Origin of the sequence: Knoellia sp. LjRoot47 (assembly GCF_964253435.1) — a bacterium.
In the GTDB taxonomy this organism is placed as follows: domain Bacteria; phylum Actinomycetota; class Actinomycetes; order Actinomycetales; family Dermatophilaceae; genus Knoellia.
This window is the reverse complement of record NZ_CAXUQS020000001.1, coordinates 2,039,682-2,061,770: the sequence shown is the minus strand read 5'-3', so window position 1 is coordinate 2,061,770 and position 22,089 is coordinate 2,039,682. Positions and strand designations below refer to the sequence as shown.

Annotated in this window: 18 protein-coding genes; 10 read left to right on the top strand and 8 right to left on the bottom strand. The window is 70.1% G+C overall.

Annotated elements, in window-relative coordinates; all coding sequences use genetic code 11:
• The first annotated feature begins 10 nt into the window (after window positions 1–10).
• Window positions 11–1,399 carry a hypothetical protein gene (locus tag ACSQ11_RS10030; protein ID WP_436004990.1) on the top strand — a complete coding sequence of 463 codons (1,389 nt, stop codon included), beginning with the start codon at window positions 11–13 and terminating at the stop codon, window positions 1,397–1,399.
• Between the two features lie 22 nt (window positions 1,400–1,421).
• Here ACSQ11_RS10030 and ACSQ11_RS10025 read toward each other — a convergent pair whose 3' ends face one another.
• Window positions 1,422–2,588 (bottom strand): nucleotide sugar dehydrogenase, encoded by a 1,167-nt coding sequence (locus ACSQ11_RS10025; protein WP_436004989.1) that lies wholly within the window; start codon window positions 2,586–2,588, stop codon window positions 1,422–1,424.
• An 85-nt stretch (window positions 2,589–2,673) separates the two neighbouring features.
• Here ACSQ11_RS10025 and aqpZ point away from each other — a divergent pair, with 85 nt between their 5' ends.
• The 3 genes from aqpZ to ACSQ11_RS10010 all read left to right on the top strand — a co-directional run bounded on the left by aqpZ (window position 2,674) and on the right by ACSQ11_RS10010 (window position 7,197).
• Entirely contained in the window at window positions 2,674–3,510 is an 837-nt protein-coding gene (aqpZ, locus tag ACSQ11_RS10020; RefSeq protein WP_436004988.1) for an aquaporin Z, read from the top strand.
• A 139-nt stretch (window positions 3,511–3,649) separates the two neighbouring features.
• The gene (locus ACSQ11_RS10015) at window positions 3,650–5,860 is read left to right on the top strand and encodes an NADP-dependent isocitrate dehydrogenase (RefSeq protein ID WP_436004987.1); all 2,211 of its coding nucleotides are present in this window, start codon (window positions 3,650–3,652) and stop codon (window positions 5,858–5,860) included.
• A 926-nt stretch (window positions 5,861–6,786) separates the two neighbouring features.
• Window positions 6,787–7,197 (top strand): nitroreductase family deazaflavin-dependent oxidoreductase, encoded by a 411-nt coding sequence (locus tag ACSQ11_RS10010; RefSeq protein WP_436004986.1) that lies wholly within the window; start codon window positions 6,787–6,789, stop codon window positions 7,195–7,197.
• A gap of 99 nt (window positions 7,198–7,296) precedes the next feature.
• Here ACSQ11_RS10010 and ACSQ11_RS10005 read toward each other — a convergent pair whose 3' ends face one another.
• Both ACSQ11_RS10005 and galE read right to left on the bottom strand, forming a co-directional pair.
• Window positions 7,297–7,740, bottom strand: a complete 444-nt coding sequence (locus tag ACSQ11_RS10005; RefSeq protein ID WP_436006749.1) for an N-acetyltransferase family protein — start codon at window positions 7,738–7,740, stop codon at window positions 7,297–7,299.
• 119 nt (window positions 7,741–7,859) lie between these two features.
• Window positions 7,860–8,873 (bottom strand): UDP-glucose 4-epimerase GalE, encoded by a 1,014-nt coding sequence (gene galE, locus ACSQ11_RS10000; protein ID WP_436004985.1) that lies wholly within the window; start codon window positions 8,871–8,873, stop codon window positions 7,860–7,862.
• A gap of 96 nt (window positions 8,874–8,969) precedes the next feature.
• Between galE and ACSQ11_RS09995 the strand changes: the two genes are divergently transcribed.
• Complete coding sequence (locus ACSQ11_RS09995) at window positions 8,970–9,959, top strand: malate dehydrogenase (RefSeq protein ID WP_436004984.1); 990 nt, start codon at window positions 8,970–8,972, stop codon at window positions 9,957–9,959.
• 44 nt (window positions 9,960–10,003) lie between these two features.
• Here the strand turns inward: ACSQ11_RS09995 and ACSQ11_RS09990 are convergent, their stop codons facing one another.
• The gene (locus ACSQ11_RS09990; RefSeq protein ID WP_436004983.1) at window positions 10,004–10,861 is read right to left on the bottom strand and encodes a ceramidase domain-containing protein; all 858 of its coding nucleotides are present in this window, start codon (window positions 10,859–10,861) and stop codon (window positions 10,004–10,006) included.
• Between the two features lie 92 nt (window positions 10,862–10,953).
• Here ACSQ11_RS09990 and ACSQ11_RS09985 point away from each other — a divergent pair, with 92 nt between their 5' ends.
• The 4 genes from ACSQ11_RS09985 to ACSQ11_RS09970 all read left to right on the top strand — a co-directional run bounded on the left by ACSQ11_RS09985 (window position 10,954) and on the right by ACSQ11_RS09970 (window position 15,645).
• Window positions 10,954–11,778 (top strand): N-formylglutamate amidohydrolase, encoded by an 825-nt coding sequence (locus ACSQ11_RS09985; protein WP_436004982.1) that lies wholly within the window; start codon window positions 10,954–10,956, stop codon window positions 11,776–11,778.
• Window positions 11,775–12,944, top strand: a complete 1,170-nt coding sequence (locus ACSQ11_RS09980) for a flavohemoglobin expression-modulating QEGLA motif protein (RefSeq protein ID WP_436004981.1) — start codon at window positions 11,775–11,777, stop codon at window positions 12,942–12,944. The genes ACSQ11_RS09985 and ACSQ11_RS09980 overlap by 4 nt, the downstream gene beginning before the upstream one ends.
• On the top strand, window positions 12,941–13,984 hold the full coding sequence (locus ACSQ11_RS09975) for a glutathione synthetase (protein ID WP_436004980.1): 1,044 nt from the start codon (window positions 12,941–12,943) through the stop codon (window positions 13,982–13,984). The genes ACSQ11_RS09980 and ACSQ11_RS09975 overlap by 4 nt, the downstream gene beginning before the upstream one ends.
• A 194-nt stretch (window positions 13,985–14,178) precedes the next feature.
• Window positions 14,179–15,645, top strand: a complete 1,467-nt coding sequence (locus tag ACSQ11_RS09970; protein ID WP_436004979.1) for a S8 family peptidase — start codon at window positions 14,179–14,181, stop codon at window positions 15,643–15,645.
• 178 nt (window positions 15,646–15,823) lie between these two features.
• Here ACSQ11_RS09970 and ACSQ11_RS09965 read toward each other — a convergent pair whose 3' ends face one another.
• From ACSQ11_RS09965 to ACSQ11_RS09950, 4 genes are all read right to left on the bottom strand, one after another.
• The gene (locus tag ACSQ11_RS09965; RefSeq protein ID WP_436004978.1) at window positions 15,824–16,687 is read right to left on the bottom strand and encodes a bifunctional methylenetetrahydrofolate dehydrogenase/methenyltetrahydrofolate cyclohydrolase; all 864 of its coding nucleotides are present in this window, start codon (window positions 16,685–16,687) and stop codon (window positions 15,824–15,826) included.
• Between the two features lie 337 nt (window positions 16,688–17,024).
• Window positions 17,025–18,473, bottom strand: a complete 1,449-nt coding sequence (locus ACSQ11_RS09960) for a DUF1116 domain-containing protein (protein ID WP_436004977.1) — start codon at window positions 18,471–18,473, stop codon at window positions 17,025–17,027.
• On the bottom strand, window positions 18,470–19,966 hold the full coding sequence (locus ACSQ11_RS09955; protein ID WP_436004976.1) for an FdrA family protein: 1,497 nt from the start codon (window positions 19,964–19,966) through the stop codon (window positions 18,470–18,472). The genes ACSQ11_RS09960 and ACSQ11_RS09955 overlap by 4 nt, the downstream gene beginning before the upstream one ends.
• The gene (locus tag ACSQ11_RS09950; RefSeq protein WP_436004975.1) at window positions 19,963–20,658 is read right to left on the bottom strand and encodes an oxamate carbamoyltransferase subunit AllH family protein; all 696 of its coding nucleotides are present in this window, start codon (window positions 20,656–20,658) and stop codon (window positions 19,963–19,965) included. Before ACSQ11_RS09950 ends, ACSQ11_RS09955 begins: the two co-directional genes overlap by 4 nt.
• 78 nt (window positions 20,659–20,736) lie before the next feature.
• Between ACSQ11_RS09950 and ACSQ11_RS09945 the strand changes: the two genes are divergently transcribed.
• Complete coding sequence (locus ACSQ11_RS09945; protein ID WP_436004974.1) at window positions 20,737–22,065, top strand: PucR family transcriptional regulator; 1,329 nt, start codon at window positions 20,737–20,739, stop codon at window positions 22,063–22,065.
• Window positions 22,066–22,089 lie beyond the last annotated feature (24 nt).

The window sequence follows — 22,089 nt, the reverse complement described above, 5'->3', positions numbered from 1 at the left end:
CGCGCTGCACATGCTCGGGGGCACCATCGGCGCCAGCGCGCTGCTCGCCGGCCTCATGCTGGTTCTGCCGAAGTTCATCTCACGCGAGGACTACGGTCACTATCAGCTGTACTTGTTCTACGCCACCTACCTCGGCTACCTCAGCTTCGGGCTCGCAGACGGCCTCTTCCTGCGGCTGAGCGGCATCCGTTTGACCGAGATTCCCGGACGCATGGTGTCGGGCCACCTCCGGGCACTCGCAGTCCTGGCCACGATCGCACTCGGGGGGATCGCGACCTTTGCCACCCTCGCCGTCAAGGACCCGGCCACAGCCTTGGTCATCATGCTCGCGTGCCTGTCGACGTGGTTCTACCTGGTCCGGTCACTCATCACCTTCGTGTACCAAGCAGCCAACGTCGTCGCTCTATACGCGCGGTCGACGGTCATCGAGCGATTGGTCCACGTGACCCTTGCCGGGGGTGTGCTGGTGACCGACCACCGAAGCTTCGAACTGCTTCTGTGGACGGATGTCGCCGGGCGCGTCGTCGGACTGGTCTATACCCTTCATCGGACTTGGTCCGTCGTCGCCGTCCGGCCAGAGCCATGGTCGCGAGATCGACGCGAGATCCTGGAGTCACTGCGCGGCGGCCTCTACGTCAACCTCGCAGCCCTGGCGACTGTTCTCGTGACGGGAGTCTCCCGTTTCGCGGCCGAGCGAGGGTTCGGGGTGGCGGTCTTCGGAGAGATCTCGCTCGCCTTCTCTCTGCAGAACACCTTGCTCACCGTGCTGACGCCCATCAGTCTCCTGATTCTTCCGAGTATTCGACGACGCGACCCGAACTCCTACCGCTCCATCTACTCGACAGGGCTGAACCGGGTTGCACCAGTACTCGTCCTCGCTCTCATCTGCTACCTCCCCATGGCCGTATTCGTTAGTCAGTGGCTGCCCGACTTCAGGGACCTCCCCGCGTACATCGCGGCACTCATGCCCCTCGTGGTGTTCGAGAGCAGAACGAGGCTCTTCGCGATCCCCTTTCTTCAGGCTCTGCGCCGCGAACGTGTCCTGACGGTTGTAAATGTCGCATGCCTGCTGCTTGCCGCAGCTCTGTCATGGGTCGCCGTCAGCGTGCTCCAGAGCCCACTGGGGCTGGTGCTCTCACTGACGGTGGTCGTCATCGTTCGCACACTCCTTCTGGAGCTAGTCACGCAGCGACACCTGGGTCTGAACCGGTACCGCGAGTCAGCGGCGGAGCTCGTCGTCATCGTGCTGTTCCTCGTCGCCTCGAGCGGCACCCTGCAGCCATGGGTGTGGCTGCCTGCAGGTCTGGCCTGGGCTGGGTATCTGTGGTGGCAACGGAACTCCTTGGCGACAGCACTTCGGAGCGCCTCGGCTGCGGCAGGACCTCAGCGGCACGCGTGAGCGCGTAGGTTGCGCGGGCCCGTCAGTCCCGGCCGAAGAGGTCGCGGGTGTAGACCTTGTCAGCCACGTCGTCGAGGTTCTCGCTCAGCCGATTGGCCACGATGACGTCCGAGCGTGACTTGAACTCCTCGAGGTCGCGGATCACCTCGGAGTTGTAGAAGCGGTCGTCCTCGAGCGCCGGCTCGTAGAGCACGACCTCGATGCCCTTGGCCTTGATCCGCTTCATGATCCCCTGGATGCTCGACACCCTGAAGTTGTCCGAGCCGGCCTTCATGATGAGGCGGTACATCCCGACGACCTGCGGCTTGCGCCGCAGGATGTCGGCGGCGATGAAGTCCTTGCGCGTCGTGTTGGAGTCGACGATCGCCCGGATGAGGTTCTGCGGCACCTGGTCGTAGTTCGCGAGCAGCTGGCGCGTGTCCTTGGGCAGGCAGTAGCCGCCGTAGCCGAAGGACGGGTTGTTGTAGTGCGAACCGATCCGCGGGTCCAGCCCGACCCCGTCGATGATCGCGCGGGTGTCGAGACCGTGCGACACGGCATACGTGTCGAGCTCATTGAAGTAGGCGACCCGCATCGCGAGGAACGTGTTGGCGAAGAGCTTGATCGCCTCGGCCTCGGTCGGCTCCGTCTGCAGGACGGGGACGTCCTCGTCGAGCGCGCCCTCGACGAGCATCTCGCCGAAGCGTCGTGCCGCGTCGCTGGACCCACCGATGACGACCCGGCTCGGGTGCAGGTTGTCGTGCAGCGCGCGTCCCTCACGCAGGAACTCGGGCGAGAAGACGACGTCGAGACCGGCGTATGCCGTCCGCATCCGTTCCGTGAACCCCACCGGCACCGTGGACTTCACGACGACGGTGGCGTCCGGCGCGAGCGCGGCCACCGACGCGATGACCGACTCGACCGACGACGTGTCGAAGAAATCGCGGTCCGGATCGTAGTCGGTGGGGGTCGCGACGATGACGTAGTCCGACCCGGGCAGCGCCTCGTCGGCCGAGGTCGTCGCGGTGAGCGACAGCTCGCGGTGCGCCAGGTAGTCCTCGAGCTCGGGGTCGACGAGCGGCGACTCGCGCCGGTTGACCTGGTCGACACGCGCCGGGTTGAGGTCGACCGCGACGACGTCGTGGTGCTGGGCGAGGACGACGGCGTTGGAGAGGCCGACATAACCCAGGCCCACCACGGAGATCTTCACGCCGCCAACCTACCGGGGAGCCCTCGGACCGACACGGTGCGGTGCCTCCGCCGCATCACCCTCCCGCCCCGCCGTTTGGGCCACAATGGGCGCCATGCTGATCCCTGAGATGTCGAAGCGCCTGCTCGCGGAGTTCGTCGGCACGTTCTGGCTCGTCTTCGGTGGGTGTGGCTCGGCGATCTTCGCCGCCGGCTTCCTCTCGACGCCCACGCTCGGCTCGGGCGCCCCGACGCACCTCGGGATCGGCTTCCTCGGCGTCGCGCTCGCCTTCGGTCTCACGGTCGTGACGATGGCGTATGCCGTGGGGCACGTCTCCGGAGCGCACTTCAACCCGGCCGTGACGATCGGCATCACCATCGCCAAGCGCTTCGAGTGGAAGGACGTACCCGGCTACGTCGTCGCGCAGGTCCTCGGTGGCCTCGCCGCCGGCGGCGCGCTGTGGGCCATCGCCCGCGGGCGCGACGGCTTCGTCCCCACCGGCAACCTCGCGGCCAACGGCTTCGCCGAGCACTCCCCCGGCGGCTACTCGATGTTCGCCGTCCTGTGCGCCGAGGTGCTGCTGACGATGTTCTTCGTCTACGTCATCCTCGGCGTCACCCGCGAAAGCGCCCCGACCGGCTTCGCCCCGCTCGCGATCGGCCTGTGCCTCACGCTCATCCACCTCATCTCCATCCCGATCTCCAACACCTCGGTCAACCCGGCCCGCTCGACGGCGGTCGCGTTCTTCAACGGCAACGGCGCCCCGGGGCAGCTGTGGCTGTTCTGGCTCGCGCCGGTCATCGGCGCCGCCATCGCCGGCGCGACCTTCCACCTCATCACCGGCGTCGACCGCCGCGACCGCGACATCACCGGCCAGGTCCGGGCCGAGGACGTCGTCGTCCCCGACGGCGTCGACCCCGACGCCCCCCGCGCCACTGTCTGAGATCGACGATCGACTCATTGCGACTTCGCAGAGTCGCGAGCGCAGCGAGTGACTCTGCGAAGTCGCAATGAGTCGCAATCAGTCGATGGTGCGCGGACGGCGTACAGGGCCTGATCGGGCGTTCGGTAGATTTCGGCCCATGGCCAAGATCATCTACACCCTCACCGACGAGGCACCTCTCCTCGCGACCTACTCCTTCCTCCCGGTGATCGAGGCCTTCGCCTCCACCGCCGGCGTCGACGTCGAGACGCGCGACATCTCCGTCGCGGCGCGCATCCTGGCCGCCTTCGCGGACCGGCTGCCCGACGACCAGAAGACCGCGGACGCGCTCGCCGAGCTCGGTGACCTGGCCAAGACGCCCGAGGCCAACATCATCAAGCTGCCCAACATCAGCGCCTCTGTGCCGCAGCTCAAAGCCGCGATCAAGGAGCTCCAGGGTCAGGGCTTCGACCTCCCGGCCTACGTCGACGAGCCGACGACCGACGCCGAGCGCGACGCCAAGGCCCGCTACGACTCGGTCAAGGGCAGCGCCGTCAACCCGGTCCTGCGCGAGGGCAACTCCGACCGCCGCGCCCCCGCCTCGGTGAAGAACTACGCCAAGGCGCACCCGCACTCGATGGGTGCCTGGAGCGCCGACAGCAAGACCAACGTCGCGACGATGGGTCACGACGACTTCGCGAGCAACGAGAAGTCGGTCGTCCTCGACCAGGCCGACACCCTGACGATCCAGCTCGTCACCGACTCGGGCACGACCGTGCTCAAGGACGGCCTCAAGGTCCTCGAGGGTGAGGTCGTCGACGCCACCGTCATGCGGGCCGCCGCGCTCGACGCCTTCCTCAAGGAGCAGGTGGCCAAGGCGAAGGCCGACGGCGTCCTCTTCAGCGTCCACCTCAAGGCGACGATGATGAAGGTCTCGGACCCGATCATCTTCGGCCACGTCGTGCGCGCGTTCCTGCCCGAGGTCTTCGAGAAGCACGGCGCCGCCCTCGAGGCCGCCGGCCTCTCCCCCAACAACGGTCTCGGTGCCATCCTCGACGGCCTCTCCTCGCTCGACAACGGTGACGAGATCAAGGCCGACATCGAGGCCGGTCTCGCCGCCGGTCCCGAGCTGGCCATGGTCAACTCCGACAAGGGCATCACCAACCTGCACGTCCCGAGCGACGTCATCATCGACGCGTCGATGCCGGCGATGATCCGCACGTCGGGCCACATGTGGGGCCCGGACGGCGAGGAGGCCGACACGCTGGCCGTCGTCCCCGACAGCTCCTACGCCGGGGTCTACCAGGCCGTCATCGACGACTGCCGCGCCCACGGCGCCTTCGACCCGACGACGATGGGCTCGGTCCCCAACGTCGGGCTCATGGCGCAGAAGGCCGAGGAGTACGGCTCGCACGACAAGACCTTCGAGCTCGCCGAGGCCGGCCGCGTGCAGGTCGTCAACGCCGCCGGTGACATCCTCCTCGAGCACGAGGTCAACGCCGGTGACATCTGGCGCGCGTGCCAGACCAAGGACGCCCCGATCCGCGACTGGGTCAAGCTCGCCGTGACCCGGGCCCGCGCCTCGCAGACGCCCGCGATCTTCTGGCTCGACGAAAACCGCGCCCACGACGCCAACCTCATCGCCAAGGTCACGACCTACCTCGCGGACGAGGACACCGACGGTCTCGACATCTCGATCAAGTCCCCGGTCGAGGCGACGAAGGTCTCCATCGAGCGCATCCGCCGCGGCGAGGACACCATCTCGGTCACCGGCAACGTCCTGCGCGACTACAACACCGACCTCTTCCCCATCCTCGAGCTCGGCACCTCCGCCAAGATGCTCTCCGTCGTGCCGCTCATGAACGGTGGCGGCCTCTTCGAGACCGGCGCCGGTGGCTCCGCGCCCAAGCACGTCCAGCAGCTCGTCCAGGAGAACTACCTGCGCTGGGACAGCCTGGGCGAGTTCATGGCCCTCGCCGAGTCGTTCCGCCACCTCGCGGACTCGACCGACAACGCCAAGGCCCGCGTCCTCGCCGAGACCCTCGACCGCGCCACCGAGACCCTCCTCCAGGAGAACAAGGGCCCGGCGCGCAAGGTCGGCCAGATCGACAACCGCGGCAGCCACTTCTACCTCACCCTCTACTGGGCGCAGGAGCTCGCCAAGCAGACCGACGACGCCGAGCTCGCGTCCGCGTTCTCCGGCGTCGCGGAGTCGCTCACGCGCGACGAGCAGAAGATCAACGACGAGCTGCTCGCCGTCCAGGGCTCGCCGGCCGACATCGGCGGCTACTACCGCCCGGACGCCGAGAAGACCACGGCCGTGATGCGCCCGTCGTCGACCTTCAACGAGGCGCTTGCAGCGCTGCGCTGACCAGCATCAGCCACATCGTGACGTCGGCCGTCCTATCACCTCGAGTGGTGGGACGGCCGACGTGCAGTGTCTGGCCTACGTGTGCATCGCCGAGGTCAACACTGAACACGCCTCGTGTCCCGGGCGGTACCACGCCACGTCAACACTTCGGTTGTGGATCCAGTGCGTCATCCTCGGCCCAACTCTGCTGCAGTGCACTGAACTCGTCCTGCAACCTAGTGGCCTCGTCCATATCTCCCCTGTTGATCGCCATGTTGATCTCGACGTTGTAGTTGTGCGTCTGCGCTTCGCGAGCGATTCGGTTTCGCTCCTGTCGGGCAGACCACGTGGGATCTGGAACGCACACCTCTGCTTGCGGTGTCGTGCGGATCGGCTTGGGGGTCGTGCGCGCTGGCTTGGGGGTGGTCTTTGGTGTCTTCGTTGGCACAGGCATCTGAGATTGTGGGGATGACCGTGGTGAAGCCACTTCGGAGGTGGGCGTCGGGGTCGAGACCGAGGGGGGTACTTGGAGCGGGGAAGATGAGGTGGACGGAGTTTCCACTGTCGCGGCTGGTGCCGCAGTTTCCGAGGTCGACGCTGCGGCTCTGGGCGGCGAACTAGCGCTCGTCGGCATACTGGATTTGGTCGCCAAATAGCTACCCACCCCTGCGGTCGACCCGGCAACTATGGCCACTCCCACAAAGCCTGCGACGATAAGTTTGGTGCTCACCGGGCCATTCTGGGTCTTCGTCGCCAACCGCGGAGCGTATGGAGCAACTTCGCCTGCGCGAAGCATTCACCACAGAAGCTCCATGCCCCCATGGCCGTCCACCAAGCCGAGCCGCTCATACACCCATCGGGTCACCCCGGCTCCGCAGCTAGACGACGCGCACGCTCGCTCGGCGCACGGCATACCCGTTTCTCGGGATCGGACGTAGCGTCGGGTCATGAGCGACTGGAACACGAGCGTCATCGAGGAGTTTCGGGCCAACGAGGGCCGGGTCGGCGGGCCGTTCCAGGGCGCACCGATGATCCTCGTTCACCACATCGGTGCGAGGACGGGGACGGTGCGGGTCTCGCCGCTGCGCTACTTCCCGCAGGACGACGGGTCGATGCTCGTCATCGCGTCCAAGGGCGGCGCGCCCGACAACCCTGACTGGTTCCACAACATCCGGGCCAACCCGCACTTCGAGGTCGAGGTCGGCACCGAGACGTTCGAGGTCGACGCGGAGGTGCTCTCGCCGGAGGAGCGCGCCGAGGTGTGGCCGGCCATCGTCGCCGAGGCGCCCGGGTTCGGGGAGTACGAGAAGAAGACCGACCGCGTCATGCCCGTGCTGAGGCTGCGCCGCGCCGGCTGAGCCACTCAGGTGTCGGCGATCCGGGGTCTCGGAGGGATGCTTGGCCCCGGATGTCCGACACCGAATGTGCGGCACCGGAGCACCGGAGCAGCGCGGCGCTCAGAGAGGCAGCTTCATCCCCACGTGGCTCCCGACGAACCCGAGCCGCTCGTAGAACCGCTGCGCGTCCACCCGGGTCGCGTCGGTCGTGAGCTGGAGGATGACGGCGCCGCGGCGGCGGGCCTCGTCCGCTGCCCAGCCGACGAGCAGCTCGCCGAGCCGCTGCCCACGGTGGCTGCTGGCCACGCGCACCGCTTCGATGAGCGCCCGCGTCGACCCGTGCCGCGACAGCCCGGGGAGGATGGTGAGCTGGAGCGTCCCCACGACCTCGCCGTCGTCGTCCAGGACGACGAGCGCGTGCGCCGGGTCGGCGTCGATCGCGTCGAAGGCCGTGAGGTATGCCGCCGGGTCGCTGAGGTCCTCGCGCGCGGCTCCCAGCGGGTCGTCGGCGAGCAGCGCGACGATGGCGGGCACGTCGTGACGCGTCGCCGGCCGCACCTTCACCTGCCCGTGTCCCTGCCGCCCCGGCGTCGCGTCAGCGCCGACGGCTGCTCTGGCGACCCTGCGCACTGACGCAAGCAGGCCGTCGTCGTGGCCGGCGTCGGAGTCGGCGCGGGCGTCGCTCACGGGTAGCCGCTCGGGTTGCTGCTCTGCCAGCGCCAAGTGTCCTCGCACATGTCGTCAATCGTGCGGGTCGCGCGCCAGCCGAGGTCGGCCTCGGCCTTGGTCGGGTCGGCGTAGGACTCGGCGATGTCACCCGGGCGCCGGTCGACGATCTCGTGCGGGAGCTCGCGGCCCACCGCACGCTCGAAGGCGTGGAGCATCTCGAGGACGGAGGTGCCGTGACCGGTGCCGAGGTTCCACGTGTTGAGCGGGGTGTCGGTCGATGCGAGCCGGTGCAGCGCGGCGACGTGCCCGGCGGCGAGGTCGTCGACGTGGATGTAGTCGCGCACACCGGTCCCGTCGGGGGTCGGGTAATCGCCTCCGTAGATCGAGAGCTTCTCGCGGCGTCCGACCGCCACCTGCGCGAGGTAGGGCATGAGGTTGTTGGGCACGTCGCTCGGGTCCTCACCCATCGTGCCGCTGCGGTGGGCGCCGACCGGGTTGAAGTAGCGCAGCAGCGCGATCCGCCACGTCGGGTCGGCCACGGCCATGTCGCGCAGGACCTGCTCGTTCATGACCTTGGTCCAGCCGTAGGGGTTGGTCGCCGACGTGGGCGCCTCCTCGGTCATCGGCACGACCGGCGTCGCGCCGTAGACCGTCGCCGAGCTCGAGAAGACGAGGGTGCGCACGCCGTGCCGGTCCATCGCCCGCAGCAGCGACAGGGTCGTGTCGAGGTTGTTCTCGTAGTAGGCCAGCGGCTCGGAGACGCTCTGCCCGACCGCCTTGAACCCGGCGAAGTGGATGACCGCGTCGATCTGGGTGTCGACGAACGTCGCCTCGGTCTTGTCGCGGTCGGTGAGGTCGAAGGACCGCACGTCGAGCGGCTGCCCGGTGAGCGCCTCGATGCGCCCGACCACGGACGGCTTCGCGTTGGCGAAGGAGTCGACGACGGTGACCTCATGGCCTGCCGCGACGAGCTGGACGACGGTGTGCGAGCCGATGTAGCCGGCTCCCCCGGAGACGAGAACGTGCATGCCCCCAGCCTAGGGCCGGGCTCTGCACCGACCCTGTGCGGGCGCTGATAGCGTCACGAGCGACCACCCTCGTCCCCGTATGAAGAGGTACTCATCGTGAGCCCGACCCCCGTCAAGGTGGCCGTCACCGGCGCTGCCGGTCAGATCGGCTACAGCCTGCTGTTCCGCATCGCGTCCGGCGCCCTGCTCGGCCCCGACACCCCCGTCGAGCTGCGACTGCTCGAGATCACCCCGGCCCTGAAGTCCCTCGAGGGCGTCGTCATGGAGCTCGACGACTGCGCGTTCCCGACGCTCGCCAAGGTCGAGATCGGCGACGACGCGGAGAAGGTGTTCGACGGCGTCAACCACGCCCTCCTCGTCGGCGCGCGCCCCCGCGGCCCGGGCATGGAGCGCGGTGACCTCCTCGAGGCCAACGGCGGCATCTTCGCCCCGCAGGGCAAGGCCCTCAACAAGGTCGCCGCCGACGACGTGCACATCACCGTCACCGGCAACCCGGCCAACACCAACGCCCTCATCGCGATGAGCAACGCCCCCGACATCCCCACGTCGCAGTTCTCGGCGCTGACCCGCCTCGACCACAACCGCGCGATCAGCCAGCTCGCGGCCAAGCTCGGCGTCCCGGTGACCGAGATCAAGCGGATGACGATCTGGGGCAACCACTCCGCCACCCAGTACCCCGACCTCTTCCACGCCGAGGTCGGCGGTCGCAACGCCGCAGAGGCCGTCGGTGACCAGGAGTGGCTGGCCGGCACCTTCATCCCTACCGTCGCCAAGCGCGGCGCCGCCATCATCGAGGCGCGCGGTGCGTCCTCGGCCGCCTCCGCCGCGAGCGCGACCATCGACCACGCCCGCACCTGGGTCGAGGGCACCGCCGAAGGCGACTGGGTCTCGATGGCCGTGCGCTCCGACGGCTCCTACGGCGTCGAGGAGGGGCTCATCAGCTCCTTCCCCGTCACCGTCAAGGACGGCCAGTGGAGCATCGTCCAGGGCCTCGACATCGACGACTTCTCCCGCGGCAAGATCGACGCCTCCGTGGCCGAGCTCGCAGAGGAGCGCGACGCCGTCAAGGGCCTGGGCCTCATCTGAGCCGAGCGCGACAGCGCGAGCCGAGCACCCGGCATACCTCCGATTCAAGGACGGTATGCCGGGTGCTCGCCTTCTCGGGGCCGCTCGGCCGCGTAGTGGCGGAAGAGCAGGTATGCCGCCGCGGCGCAGAGCAGGTGCCACGCGCCGTGCTGCTGGAGCAGCGAGTCCGGCCGGCACCAGGCGTGACCGCGCATGCCGGTCGTCCAGATCGCGAAGGCGACGCCGAGGGTGAGGACGGAGGCGAGGGCCCAGGCGCGGTCCTGCCTGGCCTCGACGCGGCGCGACAGCGCCACCTCGAGCCCGATGGCGACCCACAGCTCGACGGCGAAGGCGGCGTTGCCGATGTGGCCGAGGACGGGCACGTCGCCGCCGCGCAGGTGGACCGCCATCCCAGCGACGACGGCGGCGACGAAGACGACCGCGAAGAGCGCAGGTCCGCGCCGCACGAAGCGCACGAGGGCGTAGGCGAGCGCGAACCCCGACACGAGGAACATGCTCAGCAGGTCGAGGTGGCCGCCGAGGTCGCTCTGGGTGGCGTGCATCGCCATGCTGCCCGGCCCGAGGAGGACGACGAGCGCGGCGAACGCCGTGGCCAGCCCCGGGTGGGCGCCGAGGGTGAGGCCGAGCCGGTGACGGTGGGCGGCTTGCGCGGCGACGGCGAGACCCGCGGCGACGAAGCCGAGGTTGCTCCACGTGTTGGCCGGCTGACGGATCCACCCGTCGCGCGCGGCCTCGCAGAAGCCGTCGCCGCGACCGACGTCGGGCCCGAGCCAGCCCCAGCGCACGGCGGCGAGGACGAGGGCGAGCGAGGCTGCCGCGGTGGCGCCGGCGACGAGCAGCGGGCGGCGGTCGGGCGCCTGCGTCGTCCGCTCCTGCGCCTGCACCCCGCTCCGGCCCGCCACGGCGTCACGATAACCGTGGTGCCGTTGCACCAGATCGAAGTTGGTCAGAGCCAGTGTCCGGCGCGCGACGGTGCGTCGGGTAGACAGGACGGATGCCCCTCACCAGCAACGATGCCTTCTCCTTCGACGGGGACTGGTCCGGCCAGCTCGTCGCCACGGCCATCCACACCGGACACGACCTGCGTGACGAGACCGCGGGGCTCATGGTGCTCGACGAGGCCACGCGGCTGCGCGAGGAGGACCCCTTCACCGACGCGATCGGGGCGCAGTGCCCCGCCCGGGTCGTCGTCCACCGGTCGCGCTTCGAGGTCGACCTCAACCGCGACCGCGACGGTGCGGTCTACCGGTCGCCCGACGACTGCTGGGGGCTCGACGTCTGGCGCGAGACACCTCTGCCCGCGGACGTGACCGAGCGGTCGCTGGAGACCCACGACGGCTTCTACGCCGCGCTCGGCGAGCGCCTCGACGCCGTGGCCGAGCGAGGGCCGTTCGTCCTCTACGACGTGCACTCCTACAACCACCGCCGCGACGGCGCCGACCAGCCGGACGCCCCGGGTGAGGACAACCCCGAGGTCAACGTCGGCACCGGCTCCCTCGACCGCGACCGCTGGGGCGACGTCGTCGACACGTTCATGACGACGCTCGGCGGCACGCAGACGGCCGGGGGCGAGATCGACGTGCGCGAGAACGTCCGGTTCAAGGGCGCCCACCTCTGCGCGTGGGTCCACGACCGCTACCCGGACCACGGCGTCGCCCTCGCGCTCGAGTTCAAGAAGACCTACATGGACGAGTGGACCGGGCAGCCGGACCGGGCGCGGATCGCGACGCTGGCGCAGGCGTTGGGCCAGACCGTCGACCCCGTGCTGCGCGCGCTCGCCGCGACCACCGGTGCCTCGGCCCCGACCACGCGAGGATGAGCCGCGCAGAGCTGTCGGTCGCCGACCTCGCGATCGACCACACCCTCGCCCAGACCGCGGGCAGTATGCAGTTCCTCCTCGACGTCACGCCGGTCAACGCCGACGCCGTCCGGCAGGAGTTCGCCGAGGGCCGCGCCACCGAGCCCGACTTCACCTATCGGCCCCTCGAGGTCTCCCCCGACGTGCTGGCCAAGGCGCTCGACAACATCGACGTCGCCTCCGTCGGGGACCCCACGCTCGGACACCTGCTGCGCGCCAAGCACCGTGAGCTCGCCCTCCAGATCGAGATGCTCAAGGCCCGCGACACCGACGACTTCAGCGCCCTGAGCATCCAGCTCTACGGCGCGGCCTCGCCGGAGCTGCAGGCCCAGGCCGAGAGCATCCTCGAGCGGGTCCACCGCAGCGAGGGTCCGGGTGAGAGCCTCGACGCCCCCGCGTTCCTCGCCCTCGCGCAGGCCGAGATCGACCACTACCGCGAGATCGACCCCGAGATCGACATCCACGCCGAGATGCGCGACGACGTCAACGGCGTCATGGTGAGCGGCAACACCCTGCTCATCGACACCGACTCCGCCGTCCAGGTCTCGCGGGCCAACGCCCTCATCCAGCACGAGGTCGGCACGCACCTCGTCACCCAGGTCAACGGCGCCGCCCAACCGGTGCGTGTCCTCGGCTCGGGCCTGGCCGGCTACGACGAGACCCAGGAGGGCCTCGCCGTCCTCGCGGAGATCGGCTGCGGCCAGCTCACGCCGTTCCGCCTGCGCCAGCTCGCCGCCCGCGTGCTCACCGTCCACCGCATGCACTCGGGCGCCGGCTTCGTCGAGGCGTGGCGGGCGCTCGTCGACGAGGGCTTCCCCGAGAACAGCGCCTTCACCACGACGATGCGCGCCTACCGGTCGGGCGGGCTGAGCAAGGACGCGATCTACCTGCGCGGCCTCGTCGAGCTCCTCGTGCACCTGCGGGACGGGGGCGAGCTCGACCTGCTCTGGCTCGGCAAGTTCTCGCTCGAGGACCTGCCACTCATCCGCGACCTCGACGACCGAGGCGTGCTCAACCCACCACGGCTGCGTCCTCGCTACCTCGAGGACGCCGCCGCACAGACCCGGCTCGCCGCCGCGGCCGACCAGGCCGACGACGTGGCGGGCCTCATCGAAGGAGCAGCATGAAGATCGGATTCGTCGTCAACGACGTCCTCAGCGAGAAGCCCGTCTACACGACGACACGGCTCGCCCTCGCGGCCACGCAGATGGGTCACGAGGCCTATCTCATGGGCATTGGCGACTTCGCCTACGAACCCGACGGGTCGCTCACGGCCCGGGCCCGTGGTGGCAAGGCCAAGAGCTACCGCTCCCTCGAGCGCTACCTCGGCGACGTGCAGAAGCCCGACGTCGAGGAGCGACTCCCGCTGGGAGAGTTCGACGTCGTCATGCTGCGCAACGACCCCGCCGAGGACGCCGAGGACCGGCCGTGGGCCAACACCGCGGCGGTCGCGTTCGGCGAGCTCTTCGCCGCCTCCGGGGTCCTCGTCGTCAACGACCCGACCAACCTCGCCCAGGCGCTGTCCAAGGCCTACTTCCAGCACTTCCCCGAGGCGGTGCGGCCGCAGACGCTCATCTCGCGCGACGAGGACCGCATCGCGTCGTTCATCTCCGACCTCGGCGGCCGCGCCGTGCTCAAGCCGCTCCAGGGCTCGGGCGGCAGCGGCGTCTTCCTCGTCAACAGCGACGAGTCGCCCAACCTCAGCCAGATCATCGAGGCGATCGCCCGCGACGGCTACGTCGTCGCCCAGGAGTACCTCCCCGCCGCCGAGGACGGCGACGTCCGCATGTTCGTCATGAACGGGCGGCCGCTCGAGGTGGACGGCCGCGTCGCCGCGTTCCGCCGCAAGAGCAGCGGCGAAGACCTGCGCAGCAATATGTCGGCCGGCGGCAAGGCGAGCAAGGTCGCGATCACCGACGAGATGCTCGAGCTCGTCGAGGCGGTCCGTCCGAAGCTCGTCGCCGACGGGATGTTTCTCGTCGGGCTCGACATCGTCGGCGACAAGCTCATGGAGGTCAACGTCTTCAGCCCGGGCGGGCTCGGCTCGTGCCAGAACCTCTACGGCCACGACTACGCCCCGCCGATCATCGCGGACCTCGAGCGCAAGCTCGCCATCAAGCGCCACTACCCGGACGAGCTGACGAACCTGCGCCTCGCCACCCTCTGAGAACCCTCTTTCACACCCTCGCGTATGCCGTTCGCCCGCCTCCTCGTCGAGGCGGGCGGCCGGCATACCTCATGCATCGACGGCGCGTGCGGGAATCGCAGAAAAATCTGTGAGAACTATGGACTTCGGTCCTGAGCCACTGGCAGGGTCTCGTGGTGGGTCGCGATGAGGCGGCCCACAACCAGGAGGAAAACGTGAACTCGACCTTCGTGCGCAAGGCCGCAGCCATCGCCGCCACCGCGACGTGTGCCGTGTCCGCCACCGCGATGACGTCGTCTCCCGCGGGGGCAGCCCCGATCGGCAAGACGTCGTTCATCGTGGCCCAGGGTGGCACCGGGACCGACAAGGCCGTCGCCGCCGTCAAGGCAGCCGGTGGGACCGTCGTGCAGGAGTGGCCGCAGATCGGCATCGTCATCGCGAGCGCCACCGACGACACCTTCGACGACCAGGCCCGCCAGGCCAAGGGCATCGTCGCTGCGGGCCCCTCCCGCGCGATGCAGGCCTACGAGCCGGCGTCGACGATCGTTCCCGACGGCACGGTCAAGGGTCTCGGACCGGGCACCTCCGGCGGCGACGACACCAAGGAGCCCCTCAACGCCAACCAGTGGGACATGCGCCAGATCGGTGCGGACAAGGCCCACCTCAAGACCGACGGCAACCGCGCCATCACCGTCGGCGTGCTCGACTCCGGCATCGAGGCCGACCACCCCGACCTCGCCGCCAACGTCGACGCGTCGCAGTCGGTCGACTGCACCGACCGCGGTGTCCCCAACACCAGCCCGACGAAGTGGCAGCCCACGACGTCCGACCACGGCACGCACGTGGCCGGCACGATCGCCGCGGCCCGCAACGGTGTCGGCATCGTCGGTGTCGCGCCCAACGTCAAGCTCGCCTCGGTCAAGGTCGTCGAGGACGCCGGCTACATCTACCCCGAGTACGCCATCTGTGGCTTCATCTGGGCGGCTGAGAAGGGCATGGAGGTCACCAACAACTCGTACTACATCGACCCGTACGCGCTGTGGTGCAAGTCCAACCTCGACGAGAAGGCCGCGATCCTCGCCGTCGAGCGCGCGCTGAAGTACAGCGAGAAGAAGAACGTCGTCAACGTGGCCTCGGCCGGCAACTCGGCCTGGGACCTGTCCAAGCCGATCACCGACATGGGCAGCCCCAACAACACGCCCGAGCCGCAGCCGCGTGACACCGACCAGCACTGCTACGACATGCCGGTCGAGCTCGGCAACACCGTCGCCGTCTCGTCGGTCGGCCCGACGGCCGTGAAGTCCTACTACTCCAACTGGGGCCGGGGCGTCATCGACGTCACCGCTCCCGGTGGTGACTCGCGCGTCGTCGCCGACACCCCCGACAAGAACGGCCGCATCCTGTCGACCGTCGTCGGTGGTGGCTGGGGCTACAAGCAGGGCACCTCGATGGCTGGTCCGCACGTGGCCGGTGTCGTTGCGCTGCTGCGTGGCACGGAGACCGGTCTCAACGCCAAGCAGGCCGTCAAGACCCTCGAGCGCGAGGCCGACTCCCTGGCCTGCCCCGAGTTCTACGACGCGAACCGCGACGGCGTGAACGACGCCACCTGTGAGGGCGGCGCCAAGGGTGCCGGCTACTACGGCGCCGGCATGGTCGACGCCCTGGACGCCGTCACTCCGTGACGCTCGTCTCCCGGGCAGCCGGCCCACGGCTGACCCACTGATGGTTCACCGCTGATTCACCGCTGGACGACGAGGCCCGTGTCCCCTCCCTGGGGGACACGGGCCTCGTGCACGTTCGGTGCGCTGCTGCGCCGCGCCGGCTGCTGCGCCGCGCCGGCTGGTCAGGGCAGGCGGGCGGTCAGCGCAGGCCGGCCTGCTTCTCCGCGATCTCGACGACATTGGTGAGGAGCATCGCGCGGGTCATCGGGCCGACGCCGCCCGGGTTGGGGCTGACCCAGCCGGCGACCTCGGCGACGTCGGGGGCGACGTCGCCGGCGATGACCGACTTGCCGTCCTCGACGACGCGGCTCACGCCCACGTCGAGCACGGCGGCACCGGGCTTGACCATCGAACCGGTGATGAGGCCGGGGACGCCTGCCGCCGCGACGACGATGTCGGCGCGGCGCACCTCGGCGGCGAGGTCGACCGTGCCGGTGTGGCACTGGACGACGGTGGCGTTCTCGGAGCGACGGGTGAGGATGAGGGACAGGGGGCGGCCGACCGTGATGCCGCGACCGACGACGACCACGCGGGCGCCGGCGATCGGCACCTCGTAGCGACGGAGCAGCTCGACGACGCCCACCGGGGTGCAGGGCAGGGGCGCTTCCTGGCCGAGGACGAGCCAGCCGAGGTTGGTCGGATGCAGTCCGTCGACGTCCTTGGCCGGGTCGACCTCGGCGAGGATGCGGTTCTCGTCGAGGCCGGTGGGCTGCTGGACGAGGAAGCCGGTGCAGGCGGGGTCGGCGTTGAGCTCGCGCACGACGCCGAGGACGTCATCGAGCGAGGAGTCCGCCGGGAGGTCACGCCGGATGCTCGACAGTCCGATGTCGGCGCAGTCCTTGTGCTTGGCGCCGACGTACCAGGTGCTCCCCGGGTCGTCGCCCACGAGCACCGTGCCGAGGCCGGGAGTGATGCCGTGCTCGGCGAGGACGGCCACGCGGCCGCGCAGCTCCTCCTTGATGGTCGCGAGGATCGCCTTGCCGTCGAGTATCTGAGCCGTCACGGCCGCCATCCTCCCAGAGCCGCGTCCCCTCCCGGGAAGCGCCACCCCACCATCACCCCGCCCGAGGAGTGTCTTTGCTCCACCCCACGACGCACAGACACCCCCATTCGCTCCCGCCGGCTGACGCAACGGGCCTTCGCGTCACCAGCCGCAGCACAGACACCCCCATTCGCTCCCGCCGGCTGACGCAACGGGCCTTCGCGTCACGACGTGGAGCAGATGGGGGTGTCTGTGCGTCGCCAGCGGGAGCAAAGACACTCCTCTGGCGAGGTACCTCTGGGGCGGGCTTCCCGACCTACCCCTACCGCGCCTCGCGGCGCGGACCGGGCGATGCTCCCTACGCGCTGGGGACCGCGCGACCGAGCGCGGCGAGCGCCGCGGGGAAGCACTCAACGGGCGGGTTGACCAGTCCGGCGCCCACCTGCCCGGTGCCCGCCACGCGCCCCGCCATGCCGGTGTTGATCTGCGGCAGGATCCCGGTCCGCACGACCGAGACGACGTCGACGCCGGTCGGCGTCCCGCGGAAGTCGAGGATCGGCACCTGGAACATCGGGTGCTCCCCCAGCGTGATCTCGTACATCGTCTGCGTTGCCCGCAGCGCGAACGGTACGTCACCACCGACGAACTTCACGATCGCCGGCGCCGCCGCCATCGCGAACCCGCCGATGCCGGCCGTCTCCGTGATCGCCGAGTCACCGATGTCGGGGTTCGCGTCGTCCGGCCCGTAGTCACCGAGGAAGAGCCCCTGCGGCGTGTTGGCCGGACCGGTGAACCACTCGTCGCCGGTGCCGGACACCCGGATCCCGAAGTCCGTCCCGTTGCGCGCCATCGTCGTCACGAGCGACGAGCCCGGGATCCCGTGCGCCGCCATCGTCGCGAGCTTGCAGGCCGGCATACCGAGGTTGAGGAAGAAGTGCTCGTTGGCACCCGAGAAGCGCACCGCCTCAGCAATGTCGTTCGAGGACGCGTCGGCCGTGATCATCCCCGGGAGCAGCTCGCGCAGGAGCATGAGCGAGCCGGCGCGGTTGCGGTTGTGGCCCTCATCGCCCATCTGGAGCATCTGGGCAAGGATCGACTTGATGTCGAACGGACCCGTCGCGCGCACCGACTGCTGGAGGATCGGGCCGAGCACGTCGGTCATCCAGTGCAGGCGGTCGACGACCTCGGGCCCGTACGCGCCGTAGCGCAGCACCTTGCCCAGGCCCTCGTTGAGCGAGCACCACGACCATGCGTCGTGGACCTCGTCGCGCAGGCCGTACATCCACATCGACGGCGACACCACACCCGCCATCGGGCCGACGGCGTCGCGGTGGTGGCACGGCTCGAACGTGAACTCGCCCGCGGCCAGCTTCTTCTCGGCCTCCTCGGCGTTGTCGGCCAGGCCCTCGAAGAGCACCGCGCCGATGAACGCCCCGCGCAGCGGACCCGACGCCCGCTCCCAGTCGATGGGCGGCCCGGCGTGCAGGAACGTCCCGCGCTCGAGTCCGAGCGCGTCCTTGGCCTGCTTGACGTCGCACAGCTCGGCCGTCGAGGCGACCAGACGCGCGTATGCCGTCGCGTTGGCTTCCGCACGCCGCGCGTCCGCCATGACGCGGGCGAGGTCGGCCTCGGTGCCGGGCATCGGCGGCTGCCAGTCGGCCTCGGCGACGGAGACCGCCTGACCACGCAGGGCGTCGGCGAACAGGCCGACACCGGCGGTCGCGACGGCCGGCGACTCGACCGACAACAGTCCGCGCAGCGGTGTGGCGCCCGACGCAGCGGGGGTGGCGGAGGTGGTCGAGGTCATCGGGTGCTCCCCAGGAAGGACAGGGCGTGCCGGGTGGCATCGCGGTTGGACAGGAAGACGGAGGCGCCGGCGGCGGCGAGCGTCTCGCCGGTGCGGGTGAGGCCCTGCGGGTCGGACTCGGTGCCGGTGACCGACACGACGACGGGCAGCTCGCGCCCGGCACCGCGTGCGGCTTCCTTGGCGGCACGGATCGCGTCGGCGAGCTCACCGGCCGGGTCCTGGTGGGCGCCGAAGCCGAGCACGAGGTCGAGCAGCAGCACGCCACAGGTCGGGTCGACGGCCTCGGCCGCAATCCGCTCCATGCGCAGCGTCGGGTCGATCATCGGGTGGGCCCGACCCTGGGTGAGGCCGTCGTCGCCGAAGTCGATGACGAGGTGACCGTCGTCCCTCATGTCCGACCCGAGCGCGAGGTCGTCGCGCAGCGGGATGTTCGAGCGGATGTCGCCGAGCGCATCGGCGGCGAGCAGCATCGCGTCGTCGGCGAGGGTGCCACCGCAGAAGAGCCCGCGCAGGCTGCCGGTGACCGACCCCACCTCGGGGTCCCCGTCGGCCACCCAGCTCGGCCACTTCGGCACGTCGCGACCCTCGGCCTCGAGCACCGCCTCGACCGCGGAGGTCAGGTCAGGGCGGCCCGACCCGAGCGTCGCCCAGCGGACCGGGACACCCAGCCCTGCGGCATACGTCTCGAGGTCGGCGAGGACCTCCTCGTCCGGCGGCTTGGAGACGACGACGATCGAGGTCGTCGCCGGGTCGGCGGCGAGGGCCGCGAGTGCCTGGCGGGTGGAGCGGGCGCCGACCGCGGTCTTGAGGTCGCGGCCACCGACACCGAGGCAGTGCGAGATCCCCACACCGGCGGCGTCGAGCAGGCACATGATCTGCTGCGCGCCCGTGCCCGACGCGGCCACCATGCCGACCGGTCCGGCGGTGACGACGTTGGCGAAACCGAGCGCCACTCCCCCCACGACGGCCGTGCCGCAGTCGGGGCCCATGACGAGGACGTCGGCGGCGGCCGCCGCGTCCTTGAGCATGACCTCGTCCTCGACGGACACGTTGTCCGAGAAGAGCATCACGGACGCCCCGGCGCCGATGGCGTCGAGCGCCTCGGTCGCGGCGTAGCGCCCCGGCACCGAGATGAGCGCGATGTCCGCACCACCGGCACGAACAGCGGCAGCGGTGGTGCGCGGGGGCGGCGCGTCACCGAAGCCGCCGCTGCTCGGAGCCGACTTCGCGGAGAGGGCGGCCTCGGCGGCAGCGATGCCGGCGGCGACACCTGCGTCGTCGGCTGCGCGGACGGCGACGACGAGGTCGTTGGCCCCGGCACCGTCGGGCACGTCGAAGCCCATGCCGGCCAGCACCTCCACGTTGAGCTCGGTGGCCATGGCGACCTGGGCGGCCTCGACGCCGTCGACGTCGGCGACGGTGCGTGACACCTGGAGCAGGGTCACGGAGTCGTGGTAGGCGCCTCGGCGCACATCGACGTGGGTGATGCTCACGACGGGATTCCTTCCGGCAGAGGGCTGTTGACGAGGTTGAGGGCGAGGTCGACACCGGCGAGGAGTCCCTCGCCGGACGTGTGGCCGATCTCGAGGACGCGCTGACGCGAGAGCTCGAGGTCGACGACGCCGGCCACCGCATCGGTGACGTGGTCGACGACGCAGGACACGGCATACCCGGCCTTCGCGGCGACGAGGAGTGACGCCGACAGGCTGGTGGTGCGCTCGAGCGGGAGCGCGTCCGGCAGCGCGAGGCCGAGGGCGCGAGCCGCGAGGAGCGCGCCGCAGAGGACGTCGTCCGAGCGCGGGGTGAGCCCCTCGCCGCGACCGACCTCGGCGAGCAGCGGAGCCCAGTCGAACGCCTCGCGACGCGGCGCTCCGGTCGCGACGTGGCGCGGTCGCCACGACCGCACGGCCCGTATGCCGTGGTTCGGCAGCGAGACGACGTATCCCCCGACCGTCACGACGTCACCGGCGCGGACGCCCCAGTCACGCGGACCGGGGGTCGGGAGGCGGATGGCCGTGGGCAGGATGAGTGCGTCGCTCGTGACGACGGGCAGCACGGACGAGTGGCCGGGCAGGCCGAGGTAGAGCGCGGTCGGGAAGGCCGCGAGCACGACGGCGGGGCGGCGCGTCCCCGTGACGAGTCCCTGCGTGAGCGGAGAGGCCGCGGCCGGGATTCTGGGATGCACCCCTAGGACGCTAGTCAGCCGGGCTACTCTGGCCGGATGGTAAAAGTTGCCAACGATCTGGCGTCTCAGGCCCAGCAGTTGCCATCGGATGGCCCGGGAACCGTCGAGGACGCCACGACGGTCGAGTCGCTGCGTCGCGTCGTCGATCACCAGGCCGAGCTGCTGCGCCGTGAGGACGAGGTCAACCGGATCCTCGTGCAGACCGTGCTGCGTGGGGGTTCCCTCGGTGACCTCTGCGAGTCGCTCGTCGAGCTCTTCACCGGCGTGGCCCTCGTGACCACGACGGACGGGCGGGTGACGACGACCGCTGGCTCCGAGGACGACGTCGCCGCCGTCCTCGCGCTCGACTGCTTCGACCGGACCGGGCGGCTCATCGTCGAGGACGAGCCGGTGGGTGAGCGCGAGCCGGGCGACGTGAAGTCCGAACGGACCCTCGTGCGCATCGTGGCCGGGACGTCGGACCACGGGCTGCTCGCCGTGTTCACCCCCGGGCGGCACCTCGGCACCACCGACGTGCACGGGCTCGAGCGCGCCGCGACCGTGGCCGCGCTCGCCATCACCAAGGAGCAGGCGGTGTCGGCCGTCGAGGGCAAGTACCGCGCGGAGTTCCTGCGCGACATCCTTGTCGGCCGCGGCGGCGGCCCCGTCGAGGCGGTCGCCCATGCCGCCTCGCTCGGCTGGGACCTCGACCGGCGGATGGTCGTCGTCGTCGCCGAGACCGACGAGGACGACTCCCACACCTCACGCGCCAGCGACGAGGTGCGCTCGTTGCAGGAGAGGTTCGTCCGGGCCTGGGTGCAGGCCGTGCGGACCCGCGACCCCAAGGCTCCCGTGGCGGGGTTCTCGCAGGAGGTCGTGGCGCTCATGCCCGCGCCCTGCGGCGGTGAGGGTGAGCAGGAGACCGTGATGCGGTCGGTCGGCGAGATGATCAAGGTCGTCAGTGGCGACGGCGGAGGCGGGCGTCGGTCGTTCTCGACCGGGGTCTCACGTCCACTGGACTCCGTCGCCGACATCCCCCGCGCGTACTCCGAGGCGCTGCGTGCCGTCGCGGTCGGCCGGCAGATGCAGGGCGAGGCCGCGGTGATGCACTTCGACGCGCTGGGCATCTATCGGCTGCTGTCGCTCATCCCCGACTCGGCGGACCTGCGCGCGTTCGTCGACGAGGCACTCGGTGAGCTGGCCACGGACGACCAGTCGTCGTACGCCGACCTCCGCCAGACGCTCCAGGTGCTGCTCGACACCAACCTCAACGTCGCCGAGACGGCGCGCATCCTGTTCTTCCACTACAACACGCTGCGCTACCGCATCGCCAAGCTCGAGCAGATGCTCGGCCCCTTCACGACCGACCCACAGCTGCGCCTCACGCTGGCGCTCGCGCTGCGGATCCGCCAGATGCGCGGCGTCTGAGACGCCCGGGGCACGAGACGAGCA

What these genes read in the sequence shown, in the direction of transcription:
- ACSQ11_RS10030 (WP_436004990.1), top strand. Translation starts at nt 11, where the DNA reads ATGCTCGGGGGCACCATCGGCGCCAGCGCGCTGCTCGCCGGCCTCATG.
- galE (WP_436004985.1), bottom strand. Translation starts at nt 8,873, where the DNA reads ATGCACGTTCTCGTCTCCGGGGGAGCCGGCTACATCGGCTCGCACACC.
- ACSQ11_RS10010 (WP_436004986.1), top strand. Translation starts at nt 6,787, where the DNA reads ATGAGCGACTGGAACACGAGCGTCATCGAGGAGTTTCGGGCCAACGAG.
- aqpZ (WP_436004988.1), top strand. Translation starts at nt 2,674, where the DNA reads ATGGGCGCCATGCTGATCCCTGAGATGTCGAAGCGCCTGCTCGCGGAG.
- ACSQ11_RS09960 (WP_436004977.1), bottom strand. Translation starts at nt 18,473, where the DNA reads ATGACCTCGACCACCTCCGCCACCCCCGCTGCGTCGGGCGCCACACCG.
- ACSQ11_RS10015 (WP_436004987.1), top strand. Translation starts at nt 3,650, where the DNA reads ATGGCCAAGATCATCTACACCCTCACCGACGAGGCACCTCTCCTCGCG.
- ACSQ11_RS09985 (WP_436004982.1), top strand. Translation starts at nt 10,954, where the DNA reads ATGCCCCTCACCAGCAACGATGCCTTCTCCTTCGACGGGGACTGGTCC.
- ACSQ11_RS09975 (WP_436004980.1), top strand. Translation starts at nt 12,941, where the DNA reads ATGAAGATCGGATTCGTCGTCAACGACGTCCTCAGCGAGAAGCCCGTC.
- ACSQ11_RS09980 (WP_436004981.1), top strand. Translation starts at nt 11,775, where the DNA reads ATGAGCCGCGCAGAGCTGTCGGTCGCCGACCTCGCGATCGACCACACC.